The sequence below is a fragment of the Streptomyces sp. NBC_01591 genome, from assembly GCF_035918155.1.
Classification (GTDB): domain Bacteria; phylum Actinomycetota; class Actinomycetes; order Streptomycetales; family Streptomycetaceae; genus Streptomyces.
Genome location: NZ_CP109327.1, coordinates 2,424,971 through 2,448,406, shown reverse-complemented (window position 1 = coordinate 2,448,406; position 23,436 = coordinate 2,424,971). Strand labels below are relative to the sequence as shown.

Sequence of the window (23,436 nt, the reverse complement as noted above, 5' to 3'; positions counted from 1 at the left end):
GGACCTGAGCCTGAGAGGGCGCATGAGCCAGACCCGACACGTCCCGGTGATGCTCCAGCGGTGCCTGGACCTGTTGGCCCCGGCTCTGGAGGCGCCGGGCCCGCAGGCGCCCGTGGTCGTCGACTGCACCCTCGGCCTCGGCGGGCACAGTGAGGCGCTGCTCTCCGCCTTCCCGTCCGTACGGCTGATCGGACTGGACCGGGACAAGGAGGCGCTGCGGCTCTCCGGCGAGCGGCTCGCCCCGTACGGCGACCGGGCCACTCTGGTGCACGCGGTCTACGACGAACTGCCCGAGGTGCTCGACAGGCTCGGCATCCCGAAGGTCCAGGGCGTCCTCTTCGACCTCGGCGTCTCCTCCATGCAGCTGGACGAGGCCGACCGCGGATTCGCGTACGCCCAGGACGCCCCGCTCGACATGCGCATGGACCAGACGACCGGCATCGGCGCGGCCGAGGTGCTCAACACCTATCCGCCGGGTGAACTGGTCCGGATCCTGCGGGCGTACGGCGAGGAGAAGCAGGCCAAGCGGATCGTCTCCGCGATCGTGCGGGAGCGCGAGAAGGAGCCGTTCAGCAACAGCGCCCGTCTCGTCGAGCTGATCCGCGACTCGCTGCCCCAGGCCGCCAAGCGCACCGGTGGCAACCCCGCCAAGCGGACCTTCCAGGCGCTGCGCATCGAGGTCAACGGCGAGCTCACCGTACTGGAGCGGGCCATTCCGGCCGCCGTGCAGAGCCTCGCGGTCGGCGGCCGGATCGCCGTCCTCTCGTACCACTCGCTGGAGGACCGGCTGGTCAAGCAGGTGTTCGCGGCGGGCGCCGCCACCACGGCGCCGCCCGGACTGCCGGTCGTCCCGGAGCGCTACCAGCCCCGGCTGAAGCTGCTGACCCGCGGCGCGGAACTGCCCACGGAGGAGGAGGTCGCCGAGAACCGGCGCGCCGCCCCCGCCCGGCTGCGCGGCGCCCAGCGGATCCGCGAGGAGGAACGATGAGCGTCCGGCGTCCGGGAACCCGGAAACCGGTGACGCACGGGGCGGCGCGGTGAGCAAACCGGCCGGGCAGTTGAAAGGGCGCGCCGCGCGGCTCGCCCGGCTGATGCCGTCCGGGCCCAGCAACGCGGCCCGTACCCCCTTCGTCCTGCTGGTCGTGGTGCTGCTCGGCGGCGGCCTGATCACGCTCCTGGTGCTCAACTCGGCCCTCAACGAAGGATCGTTCAGGCTGAGCGAGCTGAAGAAACGGACCACCGAGCTCACCGACGAGCAGCAGGCCCTCCAGCACGACGTCGACAGCTACTCCAAGCCGGACGCCCTGGAACGGCGCGCCCGCGAGCTGGGCATGGTGCCCGGCGGCAGCCCCGCCTTCCTGAACCCGGACGGCACGGTCCGCGGCGTACCCGCCGAGACCACCGCCGAGCCCGTCCCCGCCCCGCCTCCGCCGAAGAGAAGTACGCCGGCGGCGCCCCCCGCGACCGCGCTCCCCACCACCGCCCCGGCCTCGCCCTCCCCGTCGGCACCGGCCGGCTCCCCGGGCACCGCCGCGCAGCCCAGCACCTTCGCGCGCCCGCCCGCCGGGCCGCGTACCCCGGCAGACCAGTCCTCGACGAGCCCCGGCAGGTGACGCAGTGCCGCCCAAGGAACCACCGCGCCGCCGGGTCCCCGGCCCCGCGCGCCCGCGCAGCGCCGCAGGCGGTCAGGGGCGCCCCCGGCCCGCCGCCCGCCGCCCGTCCTCCCCGGCACGACGCCCCCACCCGCCACGCGGCCGGACCGCGCGCCCGCTGCGGCTCGGCAACCCGCGCCCCCGGCTCCGTCTGGTCAGCCTCGCCCTGACGCTCGTCATGCTGGCGTTCGTCGTCCGGCTGCTCCAGGTCCAGGCCGTCGACGCCGCCGCGTACTCGGCCAAGGCCAAGGAGAACCGCTACCTCAGCTACACGATCTCCGCCGAGCGCGGCGAGATCACCGACCGCAGCGGGATCGCCCTGGCCACCAGCGTCGACGCGTACAACATCACCGCCGACCCCTCGATGTTCACGCCCGAGTTCAGCAAGGCCCCCGACGCGCCCCAGCAGGCGGCGGCGCTCCTCGCCCCGATCCTCGGCACCGACGCCACCGAGCTGACCCGGAAGCTGTCCCAGAAGGGCCGCTACGTCGTCCTGGCCCGCCGCCAGACCCCGCAGGTCTGGAACCAGATCAAGGACCTCAAGTCCGTCTTCGCCGAGAAGGCGGGCAAGGACCGGGCGAGCGGCGGCCCGGGAGCCAATGTGCTCGCCGGGGTCTTCCAGGAGGCGACCACCAAACGGGTCTACCCCAACGGGGGTCTCGCCGCCGGGATACTGGGTTACGTCAACGCCGACGGCAAGGGCGCGGGCGGCCTCGAATCGCAGCTGGACAAGGAGCTCGCGGGCGAGGACGGCAAGATCAGGTACGCCCAGGCCGGCGGCCGGCGGGTGCCCACCGCCGGCACCAAGGAGGTCCCGGCCGTCCCCGGCTCCGACATCGAGCTGACCATCGACCGCGACATTCAGTGGGCCGCGCAGCAGGCCATCAGCGACCAGGTGAAGAAGTCCAAGGCCGACCGCGGCTACGTGGTCGTCCAGAACACCAGGACCGGCGAGGTCCTCGCCATGGCCAACGCACCCGGCTTTGACCCCAACGACCTCTCGCAGGCCGACGCGGCGTCGCTGGGCAACGCGGCCCTCCAGGACGTCTACGAGCCCGGCTCCACCAGCAAGGTCATGTCCATGGCCGCAGTGCTGGAGGAGGGGGCCGCCACCCCGGGCACCCATGTCACCGTCCCCAACCGGCTGCACCGCGGCGACCGGCTCTTCAAGGACGACATCGACCACCCCACCTGGTACCTGACGCTCAACGGCGTACTCGCCAAGTCCAGCAACATCGGCACCATCCTGGCCACCGGCGAACTGGGCAAGACGCAGGCCGAGGCCAACAAGGTCCTCTACTCCTACCTGCGCAAGTTCGGGATCGGTTCGCCGACCGGTCTCGGCTACCCGGGCGAGACCCCCGGCATCCTCGCCAAGCCCCAGGACTGGTCGACCTCGCAGCAGTACACGATCCCGTTCGGCCAGGGCCTCTCGCTCAACGCCATGCAGGCCGCCTCCATCTATTCGACGATCGCCAACGACGGGGTCCGCGTCGCGCCCACGCTGGTACGCGGCACCAAGGGCGCCGACGGCCGGTTCACGGCCGCCGCCCCTCCCGAGCGGACCAGGGTGGTCAGCGCGAAGACCGCCAAGTCGCTCGCCACCATGCTGGAGTCGGTGGTCGGCGACGAGGAGGGCACCGGCACGAAGGCCAAGATCCCGGGCTACCGGGTGGCGGGCAAGACCGGTACGGCCAACCGGGTCGACCCGGTACGCGGCGGCTACCACGGCTACACCGCCTCCTTCGCGGGCTTCGCACCCGCCGACAACCCGCAGATCACCGTCTACTGCGCGATCCAGAACCCGACCAAGGGCAGCTACTTCGGCGGCCAGATCTGCGGACCGATCTACAAGCAGGTCATGGAGTTCGCACTCAAGACCCTCCAGACCCCACCGTCCGGCAGCGGGCCCGCCCGGCTGCCGGTGTCCTTCAAGCCCGGCGAGTGAACTCGGGGAAACCATCCAGTGACAACCATCACGCCCGATCCCGGGAACCGGAACGAGAACCACCGGAACCCCGGCCCCTCACTTCGCGAGAGGCCGGGTGCGCCCGGTACGCTCACCGCCGTGCCCCACGCTGATCAGTCCCAAACCACCCAGAAGGCCGCCCCTGTGAACTACTCGGGAGCGCCCCGCCCGGACCGGATCGGGCCGACCTCGCTCGGCGAACTGGCAGCCCGGCTGGGAGTCGAGCCGCCGGGAACCGGCGAAGTCACCGGCATCACCCACGACTCGCGGGCGGTACGCCCCGGCGACGTCTACGCGGCCTTGCCGGGCGCCCGCCTCCACGGCGCCGACTTCGTGGCCCAGGCGGCCGGTCTCGGCGCGGCGGCGATCCTCACCGACCCGGCGGGCGCCGAGCGCGCCGCCGCCACCGGACTCCCGGTGCTGGTCACCGAGGACCCGCGCGGCCGGATGGGCGAGCTCGCCGCCGAGATCTACGGACGGCCCGGCGCCGACCTCCTCCAGATCGGCATCACCGGAACATCCGGCAAGACCACCACCGCCTACCTGATCGAGGGCGGCTTCCGCGGCGCCGGGCGCGCCACCGGGCTCATCGGCACCGTGGAGATGCGGATCGGCGACGAACGCATCAAGTCCGAGCGCACCACCCCCGAAGCCACCGATCTGCAGGCCCTGTTCGCCGTCATGCGCGAGCGCGGCGTCGACTCGGTGACCATGGAGGTCTCCAGCCACGCCCTGGTGCTCGGCCGGGTCGACGGCTGCGTCTTCGATGTCGCGGTCTTCAACAACCTCAGCCCGGAACACATGGAGTTCCACTCCGGGATGGAGGACTACTTCCAGGCCAAGGCACAGCTCTTCACCCCCGGACGCAGCCGGCAGGGCGTCGTCAACTTCGACGACGAATACGGCCGCAGGCTGATCACCGAGGCGTCCGTCCCGATCGTCACCTTTTCCGCCGAGGGCCACCCGGACGCCGACTGGCGCGCCGAGGACGTCGAGAGCGGGCCGCTCGGCTCCACCTTCACCGTCGTCGGCCCCAAGGACGAGCGGATCGCCGCCAAGGCCCCGCTGCCCGGCCCGTTCAACGTCGCCAACACCCTCGCCGCGATCGTCACCCTCGCCGTCGCGGGCATCGACCCGCAGGCCGGGGCCGACGGCGTCGCGGCTGTCCCGGGCGTCCCCGGCCGGCTGGAGCGGGTCGACGCCGGACAGCCGTATCTCGCGGTCGTCGACTACGCGCACAAGACCGACGCCGTCGAGTCCGTGCTGCGCTCCCTGCGGAAGGTCACCGAGGGCAGGCTGCACATCGTCCTCGGCTGCGGCGGCGACCGCGACACGACCAAACGCGGCCCGATGGGTGCCGCCGCGGCCCGCCTCGCCGACACCGCCGTACTGACATCCGACAACCCCCGTTCCGAGGACCCCCTCAAGATCCTTGCCGCAATGCTCGCGGGCGCCGCCGAGGTGCCCGTCCACGAGCGGGGCGACGTCCTGGTCGACGCCGACCGGGCCGCCGCCATCGCCGCCGCGGTCGCCCGCGCCGAGCCCGGTGACACGGTGCTGATCGCCGGCAAGGGCCACGAGCAGGGCCAGGACATCCATGGCGTGGTACGCCCCTTCGACGACCGCGTGGTCCTGCGCGCGGCCATCGAACGGTCCCTGGGGCACGAGCGCACCGAGAGCGCCGGCCACCGCGCCCACACCCACGAGAACAACAGTCAGGGATGACCAAGTGATCCCCCTTTCCCTCGCCGAGATCGCCGAAATCGTCGGCGGGCAGTCGCACGACATACCCGATCCGGCAGCAACCGTCAGCGGGCCCGTTGTCATCGACTCCCGAGAGGTGAAGCAAGGCAGCCTGTTCGTCGCCTTCGCCGGTGAGCGGGTCGACGGCCACGACTATGCGCAGCGCGCCGTCGAGGCGGGCGCGGCAGCCGTGCTGGCCGCCCGCCCCGTCGGTGTTCCGGCGATCGTCGTCGACGACGTCGTGGCCGCACTCGGCGCGCTCGCCCGCGCCGTGGTGGGCCGCCTCGGCACCACGGTCGTCGCCCTCACCGGTTCCGCGGGCAAGACCTCCACCAAGGACCTCATCGCCCAGCTCCTCGAACGCAAGGGGCCCACCGTCTACCCGGCGGGCAACCTCAACAACGAGATCGGCCTGCCGCTCACCGCGCTGCGCGCCACCGAGGACACCCGCCACCTCGTCCTCGAAATGGGTGCACGCTACATCGGCGACATCCGCTACCTCACCGGCCTCGTCCCGCCCCGCGTCGGCCTCGTCCTCAACGTGGGCACCGCCCACATCGGCGAGTTCGGCGGCCGCGAGCAGATCGCACAGGCCAAGGGCGAGATGGTCGAGTCGCTGCCCGAGGACGGCCTCGCCGTACTCAACGCCGACGACCCGCTCGTACGCGCCATGTCCTCCCGTACGAAGGCCCGGGTGCTGCTCTTCGGCGAAGCCGCGGAAGCGGACGTACGGGGTGAGAACGTCCGTCTCACCGACGACGGACGCCCCGCATTCCGGCTCCACACACCCACCGGGTGCAGCGACGTGACCATGCGCCTGTACGGTGAGCACCACGTGTCGAACGCGCTCGCCGCGGCCGCCGTCGCCCATGAGTTGGGCCTGTCCGCAGACGAGATCGCCGAAGGGCTCTCAGAGGCGGGCACCCTCTCCCGCTGGCGCATGGAGGTCACCGAGCGTCCGGACGGCGTGACGTTCGTCAATGACGCCTACAACGCGAACCCCGAATCCATGAAAGCCGCGCTGCGCGCGCTGGCCGCCATGGGGAAGGGCCGGCGTACGTGGGCGGTGCTCGGCCAGATGGCCGAGCTCGGCGACGCCTCGCTCGCCGAGCACGACGCGGTCGGGCGGCTCGCCGTCCGGCTCAACGTCAGCAAGCTCGTCGCGGTCGGGGGCAGAGAGGCCTCCTGGCTGCAACTGGGCGCATACAACGAGGGTTCGTGGGGTGAGGAGTCGGTGCACGTGTCCGACGCACAGGCCGCGGTCGACCTGCTGCGCAGTGAACTGCGCCCGGGAGACGTCGTGCTGGTGAAGGCGTCCCGGTCGGTCGGCCTGGAGCAGGTCGCCATGGCACTGCTGGAGAACGCGTCCGAGGGCGAGGTCGCCGGCCGATGAGGCAGATCCTCTTCGCGGGGGCCATCGGGCTCTTCCTGACCCTGGTCGGGACTCCGCTGCTGATCAAGCTGCTGGCCCGCAAGGGATACGGGCAGTTCATCCGGGACGACGGCCCGCGTACCCACGGGTCCAAGAAGGGCACGCCCACCATGGGCGGCATTGCCTTCATCCTGGCGACGATCATCGCGTACATCGCGGCGAAGCTGATCACCGGCGAGGAGATGCGATTCTCCGGCGTGCTGGTGCTCTTCCTGATGGCCGGCATGGGCCTCGTCGGCTTCCTCGACGACTACATCAAGATCGTCAAGCAGCGTTCGCTGGGCCTGCGGGCCAAGGCGAAGATGGCGGGCCAGCTGATCGTGGGCATCGCCTTCGCGGTGCTCTCGCTCCAGTTCGCCGACGCCCGCGGCAACACCCCGGCCTCCGACCGGCTGTCGTTCGTCGCGGACTTCGGCTGGTCGATCGGCCCGGTGCTGTTCGTCGTCTGGGCGCTGTTCATGATCCTGGCCATGTCCAACGGTGTGAACCTGACGGACGGCCTGGACGGCCTGGCCACCGGTGCCTCGGTGATGGTCTTCGGCGCGTACACCTTCATCGGGCTGTGGCAGTTCCAGGAGTCCTGCGCCAACGCGGACACCCTGACCAACCCCAACGCCTGTTTCGAGGTACGCGATCCGCTCGACCTCGCGGTCGTCGCCTCCGCGCTGATGGGCGCCTGCTTCGGCTTCCTGTGGTGGAACACCTCGCCCGCCAAGATCTTCATGGGCGACACCGGCTCGCTCGCCCTCGGCGGCGCCCTCGCCGGTCTGGCGATCTGCTCCCGCACCGAGTTCCTGATGGCCGTCCTCGGCGGCCTCTTCGTGATGATCACCATGTCCGTGGTCATCCAGGTCGGTTCCTTCAAGATGACCGGTAAGCGAGTCTTCCGGATGGCGCCGCTCCAGCACCACTTCGAACTCAAGGGGTGGTCCGAAGTCCTTGTCGTGGTCCGCTTCTGGATCATCCAGGGCATGTGCGTGATCGTCGGACTCGGACTCTTCTACGCGGGATGGGCAGCCGATAAGTGAGCAACCAGGACTGGCAGGGCAAGCGCGTCACCGTCGCGGGACTCGGGGTCTCCGGAATCCCGGCGGCCAAGGTGCTGCACGGCCTCGGGGCCGTCGTCACGGTGGTCAACGACGGGGACGACGAGCGTTCCCGTACGCAGGCCGCGGAGCTGGAGGCGCAGGGCATCACCGTGCGCCTCGGTGACGGGGCCACCCTGCCCGAGTCCACCGAGCTCATCGTCACCACCCCGGGCTGGAAGCCCGACAAGCCGCTCTTCACCGCAGCCGCCGAGGCGGGCGTCCCCGTCTGGGGCGACGTCGAACTCGCCTGGCGGCTGCGGGGCCCCGGAGCGGCCCCCTGGCTCGCGGTCACCGGCACCAACGGCAAGACCACGACCGTGCGGATGCTCGCCTCGATCCTGGAGGCGGCCGGGCTGCGCACCGCCGCCGTCGGCAACATCGGCGTCTCCCTGCTGGACGCCGTCCTCGGCGACGAGGAGTACGACGTACTCGCCGTCGAGCTGTCCAGCTACCAGCTGCACTGGGCGCCCTCGGTGCGCGCCCACTCCGCCGCCGTCCTCAACCTGGCCCCGGACCACCTCGACTGGCACGGCTCCATGGCGGCGTACGTCGCGGACAAGGGCCGTATCTACGAGGGCAACCGCGTCGCCTGCGTCTACAACGCGGCCGACCCGGCGACCGAGGACCTGGTCCGCGGGGCCGACGTCGAGGAGGGCTGCCGGGCCATCGGCTTCACCCTGAACACACCGGGCCCGTCCCAACTGGGCGTCGTCGACGGCATTCTCGTCGACCGCGCCTTCGTGGCGAACCGGCAGAAGCAGGCCCAGGAGCTCGCCGAGGTCAAGGACATCGACCCGCCCGCCCCGCACAACATCGCCAACGCCCTCGCGGCCGCGGCACTGGCCCGCGCCTTCGGCGTCGAGCCCGCGGCCGTACGCGACGGGCTGCGGGCCTTCCGCCCCGACCCGCACCGCATCGAGCACGTCGCGGACATCGACCGGGTCGCGTACGTCGACGACTCCAAGGCCACCAACACCCATGCCGCCGAGGCCTCCCTGGCGGCCTACGACCCGATCGTCTGGATCGCCGGCGGCCTCGCGAAGGGGGCCACCTTCGACGAGCTGGTGACCGGGGCGGCCGGGCGGCTGCGGGGCGTCGTACTGATCGGCCGGGACCGGGAACTGATCCGCGAAGCCCTCACGCGACACGCCCCCGAGGTCCCGGTGGTCGACCTCGACCGGACCGACACTGGGGCGATGTCCGAGGCGGTCCGCGAGGCGGCACGGCTCGCCCGGCCGGGAGACACCGTACTGATGGCTCCGGCCTGCGCCTCGATGGACATGTTCGTCAATTACAACAAGCGGGGCGAGGCGTTCGCGGACGCGGTCCGCGCACTCGCTGCCGAGAGCGCCTGACCGGCCCGGCCTCCGCGCACGAGCAGTGGAGGGGACAGCGACAATGCCGGCCGAAGAGAGCTCCGTCGGGCCCCGTGGGCACCGCTCACGGGGCACCGCGGCGATCAGCCGGGCAATCGCCCCACCACTGCTCGCGGGAGCGGGTGCGGGCGCCACGGGGCCGTTCGGCCCCGTCCTCAGGGTCCGGTCGGCCGTCGGCGCCCGGCGCCCCTCGGTGCCCCGCTCCAAGGGACGCTCCGCCGGCAGTCCCCGTGCGCCCCGTTCCCCCCGCGGGGGCGTGCGGGGGATGTACGAGCGGGTGCGCCGGGCCTGGGACCGCCCGCTGACCGCGTACTACCTGATCCTGGGCGCAGGCCTGCTGATCACCGTGCTCGGCCTGGTGATGGTCTACTCCGCCTCGATGATCAAGGCCCTGGAACTGGACAAGCCGGGCACCTACTTCTTCCGCAAACAGTTCCTGGCCGCCGTCATCGGCGCCGGACTGATGGCACTCGCCGCCCGGATGCCCGCCCGACTGCACCGGGCGTTCGCCTACCCGCTGCTCATGGGAACCGTCTTCCTGATGGTGCTGGTCCAGGTGCCGGGGATAGGGATGTCGGTCAACGGCAACCAGAACTGGCTCTACCTGGGCGGCCCCTTCCAGCTCCAGCCCAGCGAGTTCGGCAAGCTCGCCCTGGTGCTGTGGGGCGCGGACCTGCTCGCCCGTAAACAGGACAAGCGGCTGCTGACCCAGTGGAAGCACCTGCTCGTCCCGCTCGTCCCGGTCGCTTTCATGCTCCTCGGGCTGATCATGCTCGGCGGCGACATGGGAACTGCGATCATTCTCACCGCGATCCTGTTCGGACTGCTCTGGCTGGCCGGGGCACCCACCCGGCTCTTCGGTGGGGTGCTCGGCTTCGCCGCACTGATCGCCTTCGTGCTGATCAAGACCAGCCCGAACCGGATGTCCAGGCTCGCCTGCATCGGCGCCAGCGAGCCCGGACCGGGGGACTCCTGCTGGCAGGCGGTGCACGGCATCTATGCTCTGGCGTCCGGCGGATGGTTCGGTTCCGGGCTCGGCGCGAGTGTGGAAAAATGGGGTCAACTACCTGAACCGCACACCGACTTCATCTTCGCCATCACCGGGGAGGAACTGGGGTTGGCGGGGACGCTGTCGGTACTCGCCCTCTTCGCGGCTCTAGGCTATGCGGGTATCCGCGTGGCCGGACGCACGGAGGACCCCTTCGTGAGGTACGCCGCGGGAGGCGTGACCACCTGGATCACGGTGCAGGCCGTGATCAACATCGGTGCGGTGCTCGGCCTGCTGCCGATCGCCGGTGTCCCGCTCCCGCTGTTCTCCTACGGAGGATCGGCCCTGCTGCCGACCATGTTCGCCGTCGGGCTGCTGATCGCGTTCGCGCGAGAGGATCCCGCAGCGAAGGCTGCCCTGGCCATGCGGAGGCCCGGGGTGAGATGGAAGACGATGAGACGGCGCGTCAAGAAGCGTCCGTCCGGAGAGCGGTGAATTTCGGTGCATGTCGTACTCGCCGGTGGGGGGACCGCCGGCCACATCGAGCCCGCGCTTGCCCTCGCGGACGCCCTGCGCAGGCAGGACCCGACCGTGGGAATCACTGCCCTCGGCACGGAGCGCGGACTCGAGACCAGGCTCGTACCCGAGCGGGGGTACGAACTCGCCCTGATCCCGGCCGTCCCGCTGCCGCGCAAGCCCACCCCGGAACTGATCACCGTCCCGGGACGGCTGCGCGGCACCATCAAGGCCGCCGAGCAGGTCCTGGAACGCACCAAGGCGGACTGCGTCGTCGGCTTCGGCGGCTACGTCGCCCTGCCCGGCTACCTCGCCGCCAAGCGGGCCGGGGTGCCGATCGTCGTCCATGAGGCCAACGCCCGTCCCGGCCTGGCCAACAAGATCGGTTCGCGGTACGCCCACGGCGTCGCCGTCTCCACCCCCGACAGCAAGCTGCGCGGTGCCCGCTACATCGGCATCCCGCTGCGCCGCACCATCGCCACCCTGGACCGGGCCCGGGTCCGCCCCGAGGCGCGTGCCGCGTTCGGCCTCGACCCCAACCTGCCGACGCTGCTGGTCTCCGGCGGCTCGCAGGGCGCCCGCCACCTCAACGAGGTGGTCCAGCGGGTCGCTCCGCTGCTGCAGCGCTCCGGCATCCAGATCCTGCACGTGGTCGGCCCGAAGAACGAATTGCCGCGCGTCGACAACATGCCCGGGATGCCGCCCTACATCCCGGTACCGTACGTGGACCGGATGGATCTCGCGTACGCCGCGGCCGACATGATGCTCTGCCGCGCCGGCGCGATGACCGTCGCCGAACTCTCCGCCGTCGGGCTCCCCGCCGCCTACGTCCCGTTGCCCATCGGCAACGGCGAACAGCGGCTCAACGCCCAGCCGGTGGTCAACGCCGGCGGCGGTCTGCTGGTGGACGACGCGGCGCTCACCCCCGAGTGGGTGCAGGGCAACGTCCTCCCGGTGCTCGCGGATCCGCACCGGCTGTACGAGATGTCCCGCGCCGCCGCCGAGTTCGGCCGGCGGGACGCCGACGACCTGCTCGTCGGCATGGTGTACGAGGCGATTGCCGCACGCCGAGGGGCGTGAGACGGACGGGTCCGGGGGCGGTGCTCCCGGACCCGGCATAAGGAGCGAGCGTGGCCGGACCGACGACCGCCCAGCGCGGAGCAGGGCAGCAGGAGGACTCCCCGGCCCGCCCGCCGCGCCCGCGCCCCGAAGGGCGCAGACTGCCCAGCCGCGCGGCGCTGATCGTGATCGGCGTGCTGGTGCTGCTGCTCGCCTCAGGCGTCGTCTGGGCGCTCTACGGCTCCTCCTGGCTCCGGGCCGAACAGGTCAGGACCACCGGTGTCGACGTACTGACACCGGCCGAGGTGGAGGCCGCCGCGGCGGTACCGATCGGAGCCCCGCTGATCTCCGTCGACACCGATGCCATCGCCGATCGGTTGCGCCAGAAGTTGCCTCGTATCGACTCCGTGGATGTCGTACGGTCATGGCCGCACGGAATCGGACTTAAGGTGACCGAACGACAGCCGGTCCTGTTGGTGAAAAAGGGCGCAAAATTCATTGAAGTGGACGCGAAAGGCGTGCGTTTCGCAACGGTGGACAAATCGCCCGGGCGCGTACCTCTGCTGGAACTGAAACCTGATCAGTCCGCGAGTCTGCGCCGTTTCGGCAGTGCCCGGCTGGTGCGGGAAGCGGTCCGGGTCGCGGGCGAACTCCCGGGCGGCGTCGCCAAGGACACCGAGGTCGTACGGGTCACCTCGTACGACTCGATCTCCCTGGAGCTCACCCGGGGGCGCACGGTGATCTGGGGCAGCGGCGAAGGGGGTCCGGTGAAGGCGAGAGTTCTCACCGCTCTCATGAAAGCCACGCCCAAAGCGGGACACTTCGACGTGAGTGCACCCACCGCCCCTTCCGTGTCGGGTAGTTGACGCACATTTGGCCTGGCCAGCACCCTGGTTGGTCAGCGCTACGGGTGATCACATAGGGTGAAAAGAAAAACGGGAGGTTCGGCGTGTTCGTTGAACGTGCGCCACTTGTCGACTTAGTGTCCTGTTCGGAAGAGTCCATGAAGCAGACACACTGGTAACCCTAAACTTCAACGTTAGGGTTTGGGTCGGCGTTTCGGACCGTCCCAATCGGCATCCGTCGTCGCGGCGGGACTACCGCGAAGCGACGACACGTAACTCGAGGCGAGAGGCCTTCGACGTGGCAGCACCGCAGAACTACCTCGCAGTCATCAAGGTCATCGGTGTCGGCGGCGGTGGTGTCAATGCCATCAACCGAATGATCGAGGTCGGTCTCAAGGGCGTCGAGTTCATCGCGATCAACACTGATGCGCAAGCCCTGTTGATGAGCGACGCCGACGTCAAGCTCGACGTCGGCCGCGAACTCACCCGCGGCCTTGGCGCCGGCGCCAACCCGGCAGTCGGTCGCAAGGCGGCAGAGGACCACCGTGAGGAGATCGAGGAGGTCCTCAAGGGGGCCGACATGGTCTTCGTAACCGCCGGAGAAGGCGGCGGCACCGGCACCGGCGGCGCACCCGTCGTCGCCAACATTGCGCGCTCGCTCGGCGCCCTGACGATCGGCGTGGTCACCCGCCCGTTCACCTTCGAGGGCCGGCGACGCGCGAACCAGGCGGAGGACGGCATCGCCGAACTCCGCGAAGAGGTCGACACCCTCATCGTCATTCCCAACGACCGGCTGCTGTCCATCTCGGACCGCCAGGTCAGCGTGCTCGACGCGTTCAAGTCGGCCGACCAGGTGCTGCTCTCGGGTGTCCAGGGCATCACCGACCTCATCACCACCCCGGGTCTGATCAACCTCGACTTCGCCGACGTCAAGTCGGTCATGTCCGAGGCCGGATCGGCACTCATGGGCATCGGATCGGCCCGTGGCGACGACCGCGCGGTGGCCGCCGCGGAGATGGCGATCTCCTCGCCGCTCCTGGAGGCGTCCATCGACGGCGCCCGCGGTGTCCTGCTCTCCATCTCCGGCGGCAGCGACCTCGGTCTCTTCGAGATCAACGAGGCCGCCCAGCTGGTGAGCGAGGCGGCGCACCCCGAGGCGAACATCATCTTCGGTGCGGTCATCGATGACGCGCTGGGCGACGAGGTACGCGTCACCGTGATCGCCGCGGGCTTCGACGGCGGACAGCCGCCGGCCCGCCGCGAGAACGTCCTGGGCGCGAACTCCGCCAAGCGCGACGAGCCCGTCGCGCCGGTCCGGACCCCCGAGCCGGTGCGTCAGACCGGTGGACTGGGCTCCGTGCCCACCCGTGAGGAGCCGCCGGTCCAGGCGGAGCCCGTATCGGTGGCGAGCGAGACTCACCTGCCGCCGGTCACTCCGCACGTCCCGCCGGCCCGTCCCTACCAGGACTCCCAGGCCGAAGAGCTGGATGTCCCGGACTTCTTGAAGTGATAGCTCGGCACCACGCACGGTCCTCGGCGGGCGGCGCCCACTTCGCCTTCACCGACAGGTGGGGCGGAGTGAGCGCCGCTCCGTACGAGGAGCTCAACCTCGGCGGCGCGGTCGGAGACGACCCCGCCGCCGTTCTGGCCAATCGCGACCGCGCCGCCCGGGATCTCGGTCTTGACCCGGTGCAGGTCGTCTGGATGAACCAGGTGCACGGGCGGGACGTCGCGGTCGTCGACGGGCCGTGGGGAGACGCTTCGGAAATCCCCGCGGTGGACGCGGTGGTGACCGCGCGGCGCGGGCTCCCGCTCGCCGTGCTCACCGCCGACTGCACCCCCGTACTGCTCGCCGACCCGGTCGCCGGGATCGCGGCGGCGGCGCACGCGGGCCGTCCCGGCCTGGTCGCCGGGGTCGTCCCCGCCGTGGTCGAGGCCATGGTCGGGCTCGGCGCCGACACTTCCCGGATCATCGCCCGCACCGGGCCGGCGGTCTGCGGACGGTGCTACGAGGTCCCGGCCGACATGCGCGCCGACGTCGCGCGGAGCGTTCCGGCCGCCTGGTCCGAGACCAGCTGGGGCACTCCGGCCGTGGATGTCACCGCCGGGGTCCATGCCCAGCTCGAAGCGCTCGGGGTCGAGGACCGGCAGGCATCGTCGGTCTGCACCCTCGAATCGAGTGACCACTTCTCGTACCGCCGCGACCGCACCACCGGGCGGCTCGCCGGATATGTCTGGTTGGACTGATAGGGCATGACGGACCGTAAGGCTCAACTCGCCGAAAATCTGGCGCGGGTGGAGGAACGCATTGTTTCCGCCTGTGTCGCCGCCGGTCGCAAGCGGGAAGAAGTGACCCTCATCGTGGTCACCAAGACCTATCCCGCGAGCGATGTGCGGATTCTGCACGAACTGGGTGTGCGTCATGTCGCGGAGAATCGTGACCAGGACGCCGCCCCCAAAGCAGCCGAATGTGCGGATCTGTCGCTCACATGGCACTTCGTCGGTCAATTGCAGACGAATAAGGTTCGTTCTGTGGCGAGTTATGCCGATGTCGTGCAGTCGGTGGACCGGGCCAGACTGGTCACGGCCCTCTCGGCGGCCGCCGAGCGCGAAGGGCGCGAACTCGGCTGTCTCATCCAGGTGGCGCTCGACGCGGAGAGCGGCGAGCGGGGCGACCGGGGCGGCGTCGCGCCGGACGGGATCGAGGAGTTGGCCGCCGCGGTCGATTCCGCGCCGGGGCTGCGGCTCGGCGGTCTGATGACCGTCGCACCGCTCGCCGGACCGTACGCGGGACGGCAACGGGCCGCCTTCGACCGGCTGATGGAATTCTCATCCCGCCTGCGCGGGAACCATCCGGCTGCGAACATGGTCTCTGCAGGGATGAGCGCGGACCTCGAGGACGCGGTCGCGGCCGGAGCGACACATGTGCGCGTCGGTACGGCGGTACTCGGAGTCCGACCCGGGCTCGGGTAACGTCGCCAAGCAGGTCGGACCACAGCAGAAAATATGGTCATTCCCGCCCATGGCGGGCAGGCCTCAGTGGATCGCGGGGCACTTGGTGACAGATGCCGATCCACCACAGAGCGGAGGACTCAGAGCATGGCCGGCGCGATGCGCAAGATGGCGGTCTACCTCGGCCTCGTGGAGGACGATGGGTACGACGGTCCGGGGTTCGACCCCGACGACGAATTCGAACCCGAGCCGGAGCCCGAGCGCGACCGGCGGCGGCACCAGCCCGCGCATCAGGTGGAGCGGGACCGGGAACGGGACGAACCGGTACGAGTGGTGCAGCCTCCCGCGCAACGGGAGCCGGTTCAGATCCCGGCGGAAAGAGAGCGACCCGCCCGGATCGCCCCCGTGGCATCCATCACACCTGAACGCCCGAACATGGAGAAGAACGCACCGGTGATCATGCCCAAGGTCGTGTCCGAGCGGGAGCCCTACCGCATCACCACGCTGCACCCCAGGACCTACAACGAGGCCCGTACCATCGGGGAACACTTCCGTGAGGGCACTCCGGTGATCATGAACCTCACGGAGATGGACGATACGGATGCAAAGCGACTTGTCGACTTTGCTGCAGGACTCGTCTTCGGTCTCCATGGCAGCATTGAGCGCGTGACGCAGAAGGTGTTCCTGTTGTCGCCTGCTAACGTCGATGTCACGGCGGAGGACAAGGCCCGTATCGCTGAGGGCGGATTCTTCAACCAGAGCTGAGAACACGACACCGGGAACAACCCGGCCGCGAGGCCGGAGCTACGAGAGCCAGGGGAGAGGGAAGCGCGAAATGGGCGTCGCACTGCAAGTTGTCTATGTCGCGCTGATGTGTTTCCTCATCGTGCTGATCTTCCGGCTGGTCATGGACTACGTCTTCCAGTTCGCGCGTTCATGGCAGCCCGGCAAGCCGATGGTGGTCATACTTGAGGCCACCTACACTGTCACCGATCCACCGCTCAAGCTTCTGCGGCGGTTCATCCCGCCGCTGCGTCTCGGGGGCGTGGCACTCGACCTGTCCTTCTTCGTTCTGATGATCATCGTCTCCATCCTGATCAGGATCGTGATCAGCCTGTGAGCGATACGGTCTTGCCGACTGCCGACGACTACGTAGAGGTGAAGAAGAGATGCCGCTGACTCCTGAGGACGTGCGGAACAAGCAGTTCACGACCGTCCGCCTCCGAGAAGGCTATGACGAGGACGAGGTCGATGCCTTCCTCGACGAGGTCGAGTCCGAGCTGACCCGCCTGCTCCGTGAGAACGAGGATCTGCGCGCGAAGCTGGCCGCTGCCACGCGTGCCGCCGCGCAGAACCAGCAGCAGGGCATGCGCAAGCCGGAGCCGCAGGACCGGCCCGGGGCACCTGTGCCCGCCGCCATATCGGGTCCGCCGGTCCAGCAGCAGCCCCCGCAGATGGGTCCGCCCCAGCTGCCCGGTGGTGCTCCGCAGCTGCCCGCCGGTCCCAGCGGTCACGGCCCCGGTCCCCAGGGCCAGCACGGCCCCGGTCCGCAGGGCCCGCACGGCCCCGGTCCGATGCAGGGCGGTCCCATGGGTGGCCCGATGGGCGGCCCCATGGGCGGTCACGCCCCGCAGCAGCAGATGCAGCAGATGCAGCAGCCGCAGATGCAGCAGCCCGTTCAGGGACCCGGTGGCGACAGCGCCGCCCGTGTCCTCTCGCTCGCGCAGCAGACCGCCGACCAGGCGATCGCGGAGGCCCGTTCCGAGGCCAACAAGATCGTCGGCGAGGCGCGCAGCCGTGCCGAGGGCCTGGAGCGGGACGCCCGTGCCAAGGCGGATGCCCTGGAGCGGGACGCGCAGGAGAAGCACCGCGTGGCGATGGGCTCGCTGGAGTCGGCCCGCGCGACGCTGGAGCGCAAGGTCGAGGACCTGCGCGGCTTCGAGCGTGAGTACCGGACCCGCCTGAAGTCCTACCTGGAGAGCCAGCTGCGTCAGCTGGAGACCCAGGCGGACGACTCGCTGGCCCCGCCGCGGACCCCGGCGACCGCTTCGCTGCCGCCGTCGCCTTCGCTGGCTCCGGCCGGTGCGGGTGCCATGGGCCACACCATGGGCGGCAACCACGGCAACCAGCAGATGGGCGGCAACCCGTCCATGGGCGGTGCGCCCTCGTACGGTGGCCAGCAGCAGATGTCGCCGGCGATGACCCAGCCGATGGCGCCGGTGCGGCCGCAGGCGCCGCAGCCGATGCAGCAGGCTCCTTCGCCGATGCGTGGATTCCTGATCGACGAGGACGACAACTGAGCCGGGTACGCGCGGTGAGCGCGTAGCCGTCGGCAGGCTGAGGGCCGGGCCCCGGGGTTTCCCCGGGGCCCGGCCCTTTTGTCGTGCGCGGTGCGGGCCGTTGTGTGGGTGTGGTGCTGTGGGTGGGGGTGCGGGGCCGCTGCGCGGGGCCTGTCCCCTCCCCGCCCCTTCCCGAAACCGGGGCTCTGCCCCGGACCCCGCTCCTCAATCGCCGGAGGGGCTGAGATTGCGGCGCAGGGGCTGGAGAGCAAAAGAAGGGGCCCGGCCGGACAACAGCTGTCCGGCCGGGCCCCTCTTCTTGTCGCGGGTTACTGCTCCGTCTTGCGGAGGCGGAACGTCAGCGACAGGCCCTCGTCCTCGAAGGGCTCGCCGTACGACGTGTCCGCCTCGCCCTGGGCGTAGTCCAGGGCCAGGACCTCGTCCGCGATCAGGGTGGCGTGTTCGGTCAGGGCTTCCACCGTGGCGGGGGAGGCCGACGTCCAGCGGACGGCGATGCGGTCGGCGACGTCCAGGCCGCTGTTCTTGCGGGCCTCCTGGATGAGGCGGATCGCGTCACGGGCGAGGCCCGCGCGCCGCAGCTCCGGGGTGATCTCCAGGTCCAGGGCGACCGTCGCGCCCGAGTCGGACGCGACCGACCAGCCCTCGCGCGGGGTCTCGGTGATGATCACCTCGTCGGGGGAGAGGGTGACGGTCTCGCCGTCCACCTCGACCGATGCCGTGCCCTCGCGCAGGGCCAGCGAGAGGGCCGCCGCATCGGCGTTCGCGACCGCCTTGGCCACCGCCTGGACGCCCTTGCCGAACCGCTTGCCGAGCGCCCGGAAGTTGGCCTTCGCGGTCGTGTCGACCAGTGAGCCGCCGACCTCCGAGAGCGAGGCCAGCGAGGAGACGTTCAGCTCCTCGGTGATCTGGGCGTGCAGCTCGGGGGAGAGCGCCTCGAAGCCGGCCGCCGCGACCAGGGCCCGGGACAGCGGCTGACGGGTCTTCACACCGGACTCGGCGCGGGTGGCCCGGCCCAGCTCGACCAGGCGGCGGACCAGCGCCATCTGCGTGGAGAGGGTGGGGTCGATCGCCGCCAGGTCCGCCTTCGGCCAGGTGGAGAGGTGGACAGACTCGGGGGCGTCCGGCGTGACCGGGACGACCAGGTCCTGCCAGACCCGCTCGGTGATGAACGGGGTGAGCGGGGCCATCAGCCGGGTCACCGTCTCGACGACCTCGTGCAGGGTGCGCAGCGCCGCCTTGTCGCCCTGCCAGAAGCGGCGGCGCGAGCGGCGTACGTACCAGTTGGACAGGTCGTCCACGAAGGCGGACAGCAGCTTGCCGGCGCGCTGGGTGTCGTAGCCCTCCAGGGCCTGCGTGACCTGGTCCACCAGCGCGTTCAGCTCGCTCAGCAGCCAGCGGTCCAGGACCGTGCGGTCCGCCGGGGCCGGGTCGGCCGCGGAGGGGGCCCAGTCCGACGTACGGGCGTACAGGGCCTGGAAGGCGACCGTGTTCCAGTACGTCAGGAGGGTCTTGCGGACGACCTCCTGGATCGTGTTGTGGCCGACGCGGCGCGCCGCCCACGGGGAGCCGCCCGCCGCCATGAACCAGCGCACCGCGTCCGCGCCGTGCTGGTCCATGAGGGGGATGGGTTGAAGGATGTTGCCGAGGTGCTTGGACATCTTGCGGCCGTCCTCGGCGAGGATGTGGCCCAGGCAGACCACGTTCTCGTAGGACGACTTGTCGAAGACCAGGGTGCCGACCGCCATCAGCGTGTAGAACCAGCCGCGGGTCTGGTCGATGGCCTCCGAGATGAACTGCGCCGGGTAACGGCTCTCGAAGAGTTCCTTGTTCTTGTACGGGTAGCCCCACTGCGCGAACGGCATCGAACCCGAGTCGTACCAGGCGTCGATGACCTCGGGGACGCGGTACGCCTCCAGCTGGCAGTTCTCGTGCGAGCAGGTGAACGTGATCTCGTCGATGAACGGGCGATGCGGGTCGAGGCCCGAGAGGTCGGTGCCGGTGAGCTCGCCGAGCTCGGCGCGGGAGCCCACGCAGGTGGGGTGGCCGTCCTCGCAGCGCCAGATCGGCAGCGGGGTGCCCCAGTAGCGGTTGCGGGAGAGCGCCCAGTCGACGTTGTTGTTCAGCCAGTCGCCGAAGCGGCCGTTCTTGACGGAGTCCGGGAACCAGTTGGTCTTCTCGTTCTCCTGGAGCAGCCGGTCCTTGATGGCGGTCGTACGGATGTACCAGGACGGCTGCGCGTAGTAGAGCAGCGCGGTGTGGCAGCGCCAGCAGTGCGGGTAGCTGTGCTCGTACGGGACGTGCCGGAAGAGCTTGCCGCGGGCGGCCAGGTCCTCGGTGAGCGCCTCGTCGGCCTTCTTGAAGAAGACACCGCCGACCAGCGGCAGGTCCTCCTCGAAGGTGCCGTCGGGGCGGACCGGGTTGACGACCGGGAGGCCGTAGGAGCGGCAGACGACGAGGTCGTCGGCGCCGAAGGCGGGGGACTGGTGGACCAGACCCGTACCGTCCTCGGTCGTCACGTACTCGGCGTTGACCACGTAGTGCGCCTCGGCCGGGAAGTCCACCAGGGTGAAGGGGCGCTCGTAGGTCCAGCGCTCCATCTCGCGGCCGGTGAAGGTCTCACCGGTGGTCTCCCAGCCCTCGCCCAGCGCCTTCTCGACGAGCGGCTGCGCGACGACGAGCTTCTCCTCGCCATCGGTCGCGACGACGTACGTGACGTCGGGGTGCGCGGCGACGGCGGTGTTGGAGACCAGGGTCCAGGGGGTGGTCGTCCAGACGAGGAGCGAGGCTTCGCCGGCCAGCGGGCCGGAGGTGAGGGGGAAGCGGACGAAGACCGAGGGGTCGACGACCGTCTCGTAACCCTGTGCCAGCTCGTGGTCGGAGAGACCGGTGCCGCAGCGGGGGCACCAGGGGGCGACGCGGTGGTCCTGGACCAGGAGGCCCTTGTTGAAGATCTCCTTCAGCGACCACCACACCGACTCGACGTACTCGGGGTCCATCGTGCGGTACGCGTCGTCGAGGTCGACCCAGTAGCCCATGCGGGTCGTGAGCTCGGTGAACGCGTCCGTGTGGCGGGTCACGGACTCGCGGCACTTGGCGTTGAACTCGGCGATGCCGTACGCCTCGATGTCCTTCTTGCCGTTGAAGCCCAGCTCCTTCTCGACCGCGAGCTCGACCGGCAGTCCGTGGCAGTCCCAGCCGGCCTTGCGGCCGACGTGGTAGCCCTGCATGGTCCGGAAGCGGGGGAAGACGTCCTTGAAGACGCGGGCCTCGATGTGGTGGGCGCCGGGCATACCGTTGGCGGTGGGCGGGCCCTCGTAGAAGACCCACTCGGGGCGGCCCTCGGACTGTTCGAGGCTCTTGGCGAAGACCTTGCTGTCGCGCCAGAAATCGAGCACGGCGTGCTCCAGCGCGGGCAGGTCGACCTGGGCGGGTACCTGGCGGTACTGCGGCGATGTCATGGGCGGACTTCCTCCGGCGGACGTTTTCCACTTCCGTCAGAGGGACGAGGGCCTCATCGGCTCCCGCGGTACCACCCTCCTTGGCCCCGGGTGTGCGCCCGTGGCCCCCTCATTGGGGTCGCGATGCCGGTTCTACTTGCCTTGCGGCGTTCTTCCGACGGCTCCGGGTGATCTTCACGACGCGCTCGCCCCCGGGCTTCCACCGTCCCCGGGTCGCTCCTGGCTGCGTACGACGCTACTCGTCCCATCCACGCCTCTCGCTGAGCCCAGTGTACGGGCCCGTACGGGGGGCGGCCGACCGGTTTTACCCGGGGGCGGGGCGTGACCCGAATGGGCAGACGGAGGGGTACGGAGTCCGGGCGGGGGACCGGGAGACGGATTACCCGGCGGTGAGCTGGGCACAACGGATGCAAGCAGGTCGGTGTCCGGACGCGGGGAGGAGCGATTCGGCGGCGTGCCCCGTTGCCGCGGCGCTGGGGTCGACTTATCGTCCCAGCACGATTCGCGTGCGAGATCACAATATGTGAAGGGGCCGCGGCCATGGTGGCGAAGAAGACCGCCGCAAAGAAGACGGCGTCGGCCGGATCCACGGGCGCGGCGGCCGTGGATCCGGGCGGCGACGCCGGCGTGGAGACCGTCCCGGAGGCCGGTGCGACGAAGGCCGCCGTGAAGGAGACTGTCGTGAAGAAGGCCGTGGCGAAGAAGACCGCGGCCAGGAAGACCGCGGCCGATATGAAGGCGGCGCCCGCCGAGCATGCGGATGCCGGGCACGAGGCGCCGCTCAAGAAGGCACCTGCGAAGAAGAGTGCGGCCAAGAAGGCCTCGAAGAAGGCCGCCGACGCGGCCAAGGGGGCGGCCGAGGCCGCCAGGAAGACGGGAGCCCACACGGTGGTAGCCAAGAAGAGCGCGGCCCGGACCCGCACGGCCGGCACGGGCGCGACGTCCGCGTCTCCCGCCGGTGGGGTCACCACGACAGCCCCCGGCGAACTGGCGGTCCGGCCGGGCGAGGACCCCTGGACCCCGGAGGAGGTCGCCGAGGCGCGGGCCGAGCTGAGCAGCGAGACCATGCGGCTGCGCAGTGAGCTGGAGGCCGCGAGTGCCGCGCTCGCCGGACTGATGCGCGACTCCGGCGACGGTGCGGGTGACGACGACGCGGACACCGGCACCAAGAACATCACCCGCGAGCACGAGATGTCGCTCGCCGCCAACGCCCAGGAGATGCTGGACCAGACCGAGCGGGCCCTGGCCCGGCTCGACGCCGGGACGTACGGACTGTGCGAGATCTGCGGCAATCCGATCGGCAAGGCGCGGATGCAGGCGTTCCCGCGTGCCACGCTCTGCGTCGAGGACAAACAGAAGCAGGAGCGACGCGGCTGATCCCCGGCGGTGTGTCGTACCCTCGTCCTCAGTCAGGAACCTAGGTTGAGGGATTCACGTGGCAGAGGCGGAGCGCATCATCGGTACGCCGGACATCCCCGATGCTGAGGGGACCGAAGGGGACGAAGCCGCGGACCGGGCCGAGGACCGGGGCGAGGAGACCGCCCCGGGCAGGGGCAAGCGGAAGATCATGGTGCTCTTCGCCGTGGCCGTGTTCGCCTACCTCATCGACCTGATCAGCAAGATGATCGTGGTCGCGAAGCTGGAGCACCACGAGCCGATCGAGATCATCGGCGACTGGCTGCAGCTCAGCGTGATCCGCAACGCCGGTGCCGCGTTCGGTTTCGGTGAGGCGTTCACCATCATCTTCACGTTCATCGCGGCGACCGTCATCGTCGTGATCGCCCGACTCGCGCGCAAGCTCTACAGCCTGCCGTGGGCCATCGCGCTCGGGCTGCTGCTCGGCGGTGCGCTCGGCAACCTCACCGACCGCATCTTCCGTGCCCCCGGCGTCTTCGAGGGCGCGGTGGTGGACTTCATCGCCCCCGCGCACTTCGCCGTTTTCAACCTCGCCGACTCCGCGATCGTCTGCGGTGGCTTCCTGATCGTGATCCTTTCCTTCAAGGGCCTGGACCCCGACGGCACCGTGCACAAGGACTGACGGGCGCAAGGCATACTCGA

General features: G+C 70.3%; 19 protein-coding genes. 18 read left to right on the top strand and 1 reads right to left on the bottom strand.

Annotated features, from left to right (window positions below; all coding sequences use genetic code 11):
* Nucleotides 1-22: 22 nt before the first annotated feature.
* The 16 genes from rsmH to OG978_RS11335 all read left to right on the top strand — a co-directional run bounded on the left by rsmH (nucleotide 23) and on the right by OG978_RS11335 (nucleotide 17,920).
* Nucleotides 23-988, top strand: a complete 966-nt coding sequence (gene rsmH, locus OG978_RS11410) for a 16S rRNA (cytosine(1402)-N(4))-methyltransferase RsmH (protein ID WP_189540817.1) — start codon at nucleotides 23-25, stop codon at nucleotides 986-988.
* A 49-nt stretch (nucleotides 989-1,037) separates the two neighbouring features.
* The gene (locus tag OG978_RS11405) at nucleotides 1,038-1,613 is read left to right on the top strand and encodes an FtsB family cell division protein (RefSeq protein WP_326765094.1); all 576 of its coding nucleotides are present in this window, start codon (nucleotides 1,038-1,040) and stop codon (nucleotides 1,611-1,613) included.
* A gap of 4 nt (nucleotides 1,614-1,617) precedes the next feature.
* Nucleotides 1,618-3,600 (top strand): peptidoglycan D,D-transpeptidase FtsI family protein, encoded by a 1,983-nt coding sequence (locus OG978_RS11400; protein WP_326765093.1) that lies wholly within the window; start codon nucleotides 1,618-1,620, stop codon nucleotides 3,598-3,600.
* Between the two features lie 18 nt (nucleotides 3,601-3,618).
* The gene (locus tag OG978_RS11395; protein ID WP_442817674.1) at nucleotides 3,619-5,346 is read left to right on the top strand and encodes a UDP-N-acetylmuramoyl-L-alanyl-D-glutamate--2,6-diaminopimelate ligase; all 1,728 of its coding nucleotides are present in this window, start codon (nucleotides 3,619-3,621) and stop codon (nucleotides 5,344-5,346) included.
* Nucleotides 5,347-5,350: 4 nt separating this feature from the next.
* Complete coding sequence (locus OG978_RS11390) at nucleotides 5,351-6,757, top strand: UDP-N-acetylmuramoyl-tripeptide--D-alanyl-D-alanine ligase (protein ID WP_326765092.1); 1,407 nt, start codon at nucleotides 5,351-5,353, stop codon at nucleotides 6,755-6,757.
* Nucleotides 6,754-7,824, top strand: a complete 1,071-nt coding sequence (gene mraY, locus OG978_RS11385; RefSeq protein ID WP_326765091.1) for a phospho-N-acetylmuramoyl-pentapeptide-transferase — start codon at nucleotides 6,754-6,756, stop codon at nucleotides 7,822-7,824. Before OG978_RS11390 ends, mraY begins: the two co-directional genes overlap by 4 nt.
* A complete protein-coding gene (gene murD, locus OG978_RS11380; protein WP_326765090.1) occupies nucleotides 7,821-9,239 on the top strand; it encodes a UDP-N-acetylmuramoyl-L-alanine--D-glutamate ligase in 1,419 nt (472 codons plus the stop codon). The genes mraY and murD overlap by 4 nt, the downstream gene beginning before the upstream one ends.
* A gap of 43 nt (nucleotides 9,240-9,282) precedes the next feature.
* The gene (ftsW, locus tag OG978_RS11375; RefSeq protein WP_326765089.1) at nucleotides 9,283-10,743 is read left to right on the top strand and encodes a putative lipid II flippase FtsW; all 1,461 of its coding nucleotides are present in this window, start codon (nucleotides 9,283-9,285) and stop codon (nucleotides 10,741-10,743) included.
* Between the two features lie 6 nt (nucleotides 10,744-10,749).
* Nucleotides 10,750-11,844, top strand: a complete 1,095-nt coding sequence (murG, locus tag OG978_RS11370) for an undecaprenyldiphospho-muramoylpentapeptide beta-N-acetylglucosaminyltransferase (protein WP_326765088.1) — start codon at nucleotides 10,750-10,752, stop codon at nucleotides 11,842-11,844.
* Nucleotides 11,845-11,894: 50 nt separating this feature from the next.
* Nucleotides 11,895-12,689, top strand: a complete 795-nt coding sequence (locus tag OG978_RS11365) for a cell division protein FtsQ/DivIB (protein WP_326765087.1) — start codon at nucleotides 11,895-11,897, stop codon at nucleotides 12,687-12,689.
* Between the two features lie 277 nt (nucleotides 12,690-12,966).
* Complete coding sequence (gene ftsZ / locus OG978_RS11360; protein ID WP_326765086.1) at nucleotides 12,967-14,178, top strand: cell division protein FtsZ; 1,212 nt, start codon at nucleotides 12,967-12,969, stop codon at nucleotides 14,176-14,178.
* Nucleotides 14,175-14,915 (top strand): peptidoglycan editing factor PgeF, encoded by a 741-nt coding sequence (gene pgeF / locus OG978_RS11355; protein WP_326765085.1) that lies wholly within the window; start codon nucleotides 14,175-14,177, stop codon nucleotides 14,913-14,915. Before ftsZ ends, pgeF begins: the two co-directional genes overlap by 4 nt.
* A 6-nt stretch (nucleotides 14,916-14,921) precedes the next feature.
* Complete coding sequence (locus tag OG978_RS11350) at nucleotides 14,922-15,641, top strand: YggS family pyridoxal phosphate-dependent enzyme (RefSeq protein WP_326765084.1); 720 nt, start codon at nucleotides 14,922-14,924, stop codon at nucleotides 15,639-15,641.
* A 126-nt stretch (nucleotides 15,642-15,767) separates the two neighbouring features.
* A complete protein-coding gene (locus tag OG978_RS11345) occupies nucleotides 15,768-16,385 on the top strand; it encodes a cell division protein SepF (RefSeq protein ID WP_114244064.1) in 618 nt (205 codons plus the stop codon).
* A 70-nt stretch (nucleotides 16,386-16,455) separates the two neighbouring features.
* On the top strand, nucleotides 16,456-16,740 hold the full coding sequence (locus OG978_RS11340) for a YggT family protein (RefSeq protein ID WP_326765083.1): 285 nt from the start codon (nucleotides 16,456-16,458) through the stop codon (nucleotides 16,738-16,740).
* A gap of 49 nt (nucleotides 16,741-16,789) precedes the next feature.
* Nucleotides 16,790-17,920 (top strand): DivIVA domain-containing protein, encoded by a 1,131-nt coding sequence (locus OG978_RS11335; protein ID WP_326765082.1) that lies wholly within the window; start codon nucleotides 16,790-16,792, stop codon nucleotides 17,918-17,920.
* Nucleotides 17,921-18,228: 308 nt separating this feature from the next.
* Here the strand turns inward: OG978_RS11335 and ileS are convergent, their stop codons facing one another.
* Entirely contained in the window at nucleotides 18,229-21,378 is a 3,150-nt protein-coding gene (gene ileS / locus OG978_RS11330; protein ID WP_326765081.1) for an isoleucine--tRNA ligase, read from the bottom strand.
* A 540-nt stretch (nucleotides 21,379-21,918) separates the two neighbouring features.
* Here ileS and OG978_RS11325 point away from each other — a divergent pair.
* Complete coding sequence (locus OG978_RS11325) at nucleotides 21,919-22,755, top strand: TraR/DksA family transcriptional regulator (RefSeq protein ID WP_326765080.1); 837 nt, start codon at nucleotides 21,919-21,921, stop codon at nucleotides 22,753-22,755.
* Nucleotides 22,756-22,813: 58 nt separating this feature from the next.
* Entirely contained in the window at nucleotides 22,814-23,416 is a 603-nt protein-coding gene (lspA, locus tag OG978_RS11320; RefSeq protein ID WP_326765079.1) for a signal peptidase II, read from the top strand.
* Nucleotides 23,417-23,436 lie beyond the last annotated feature (20 nt).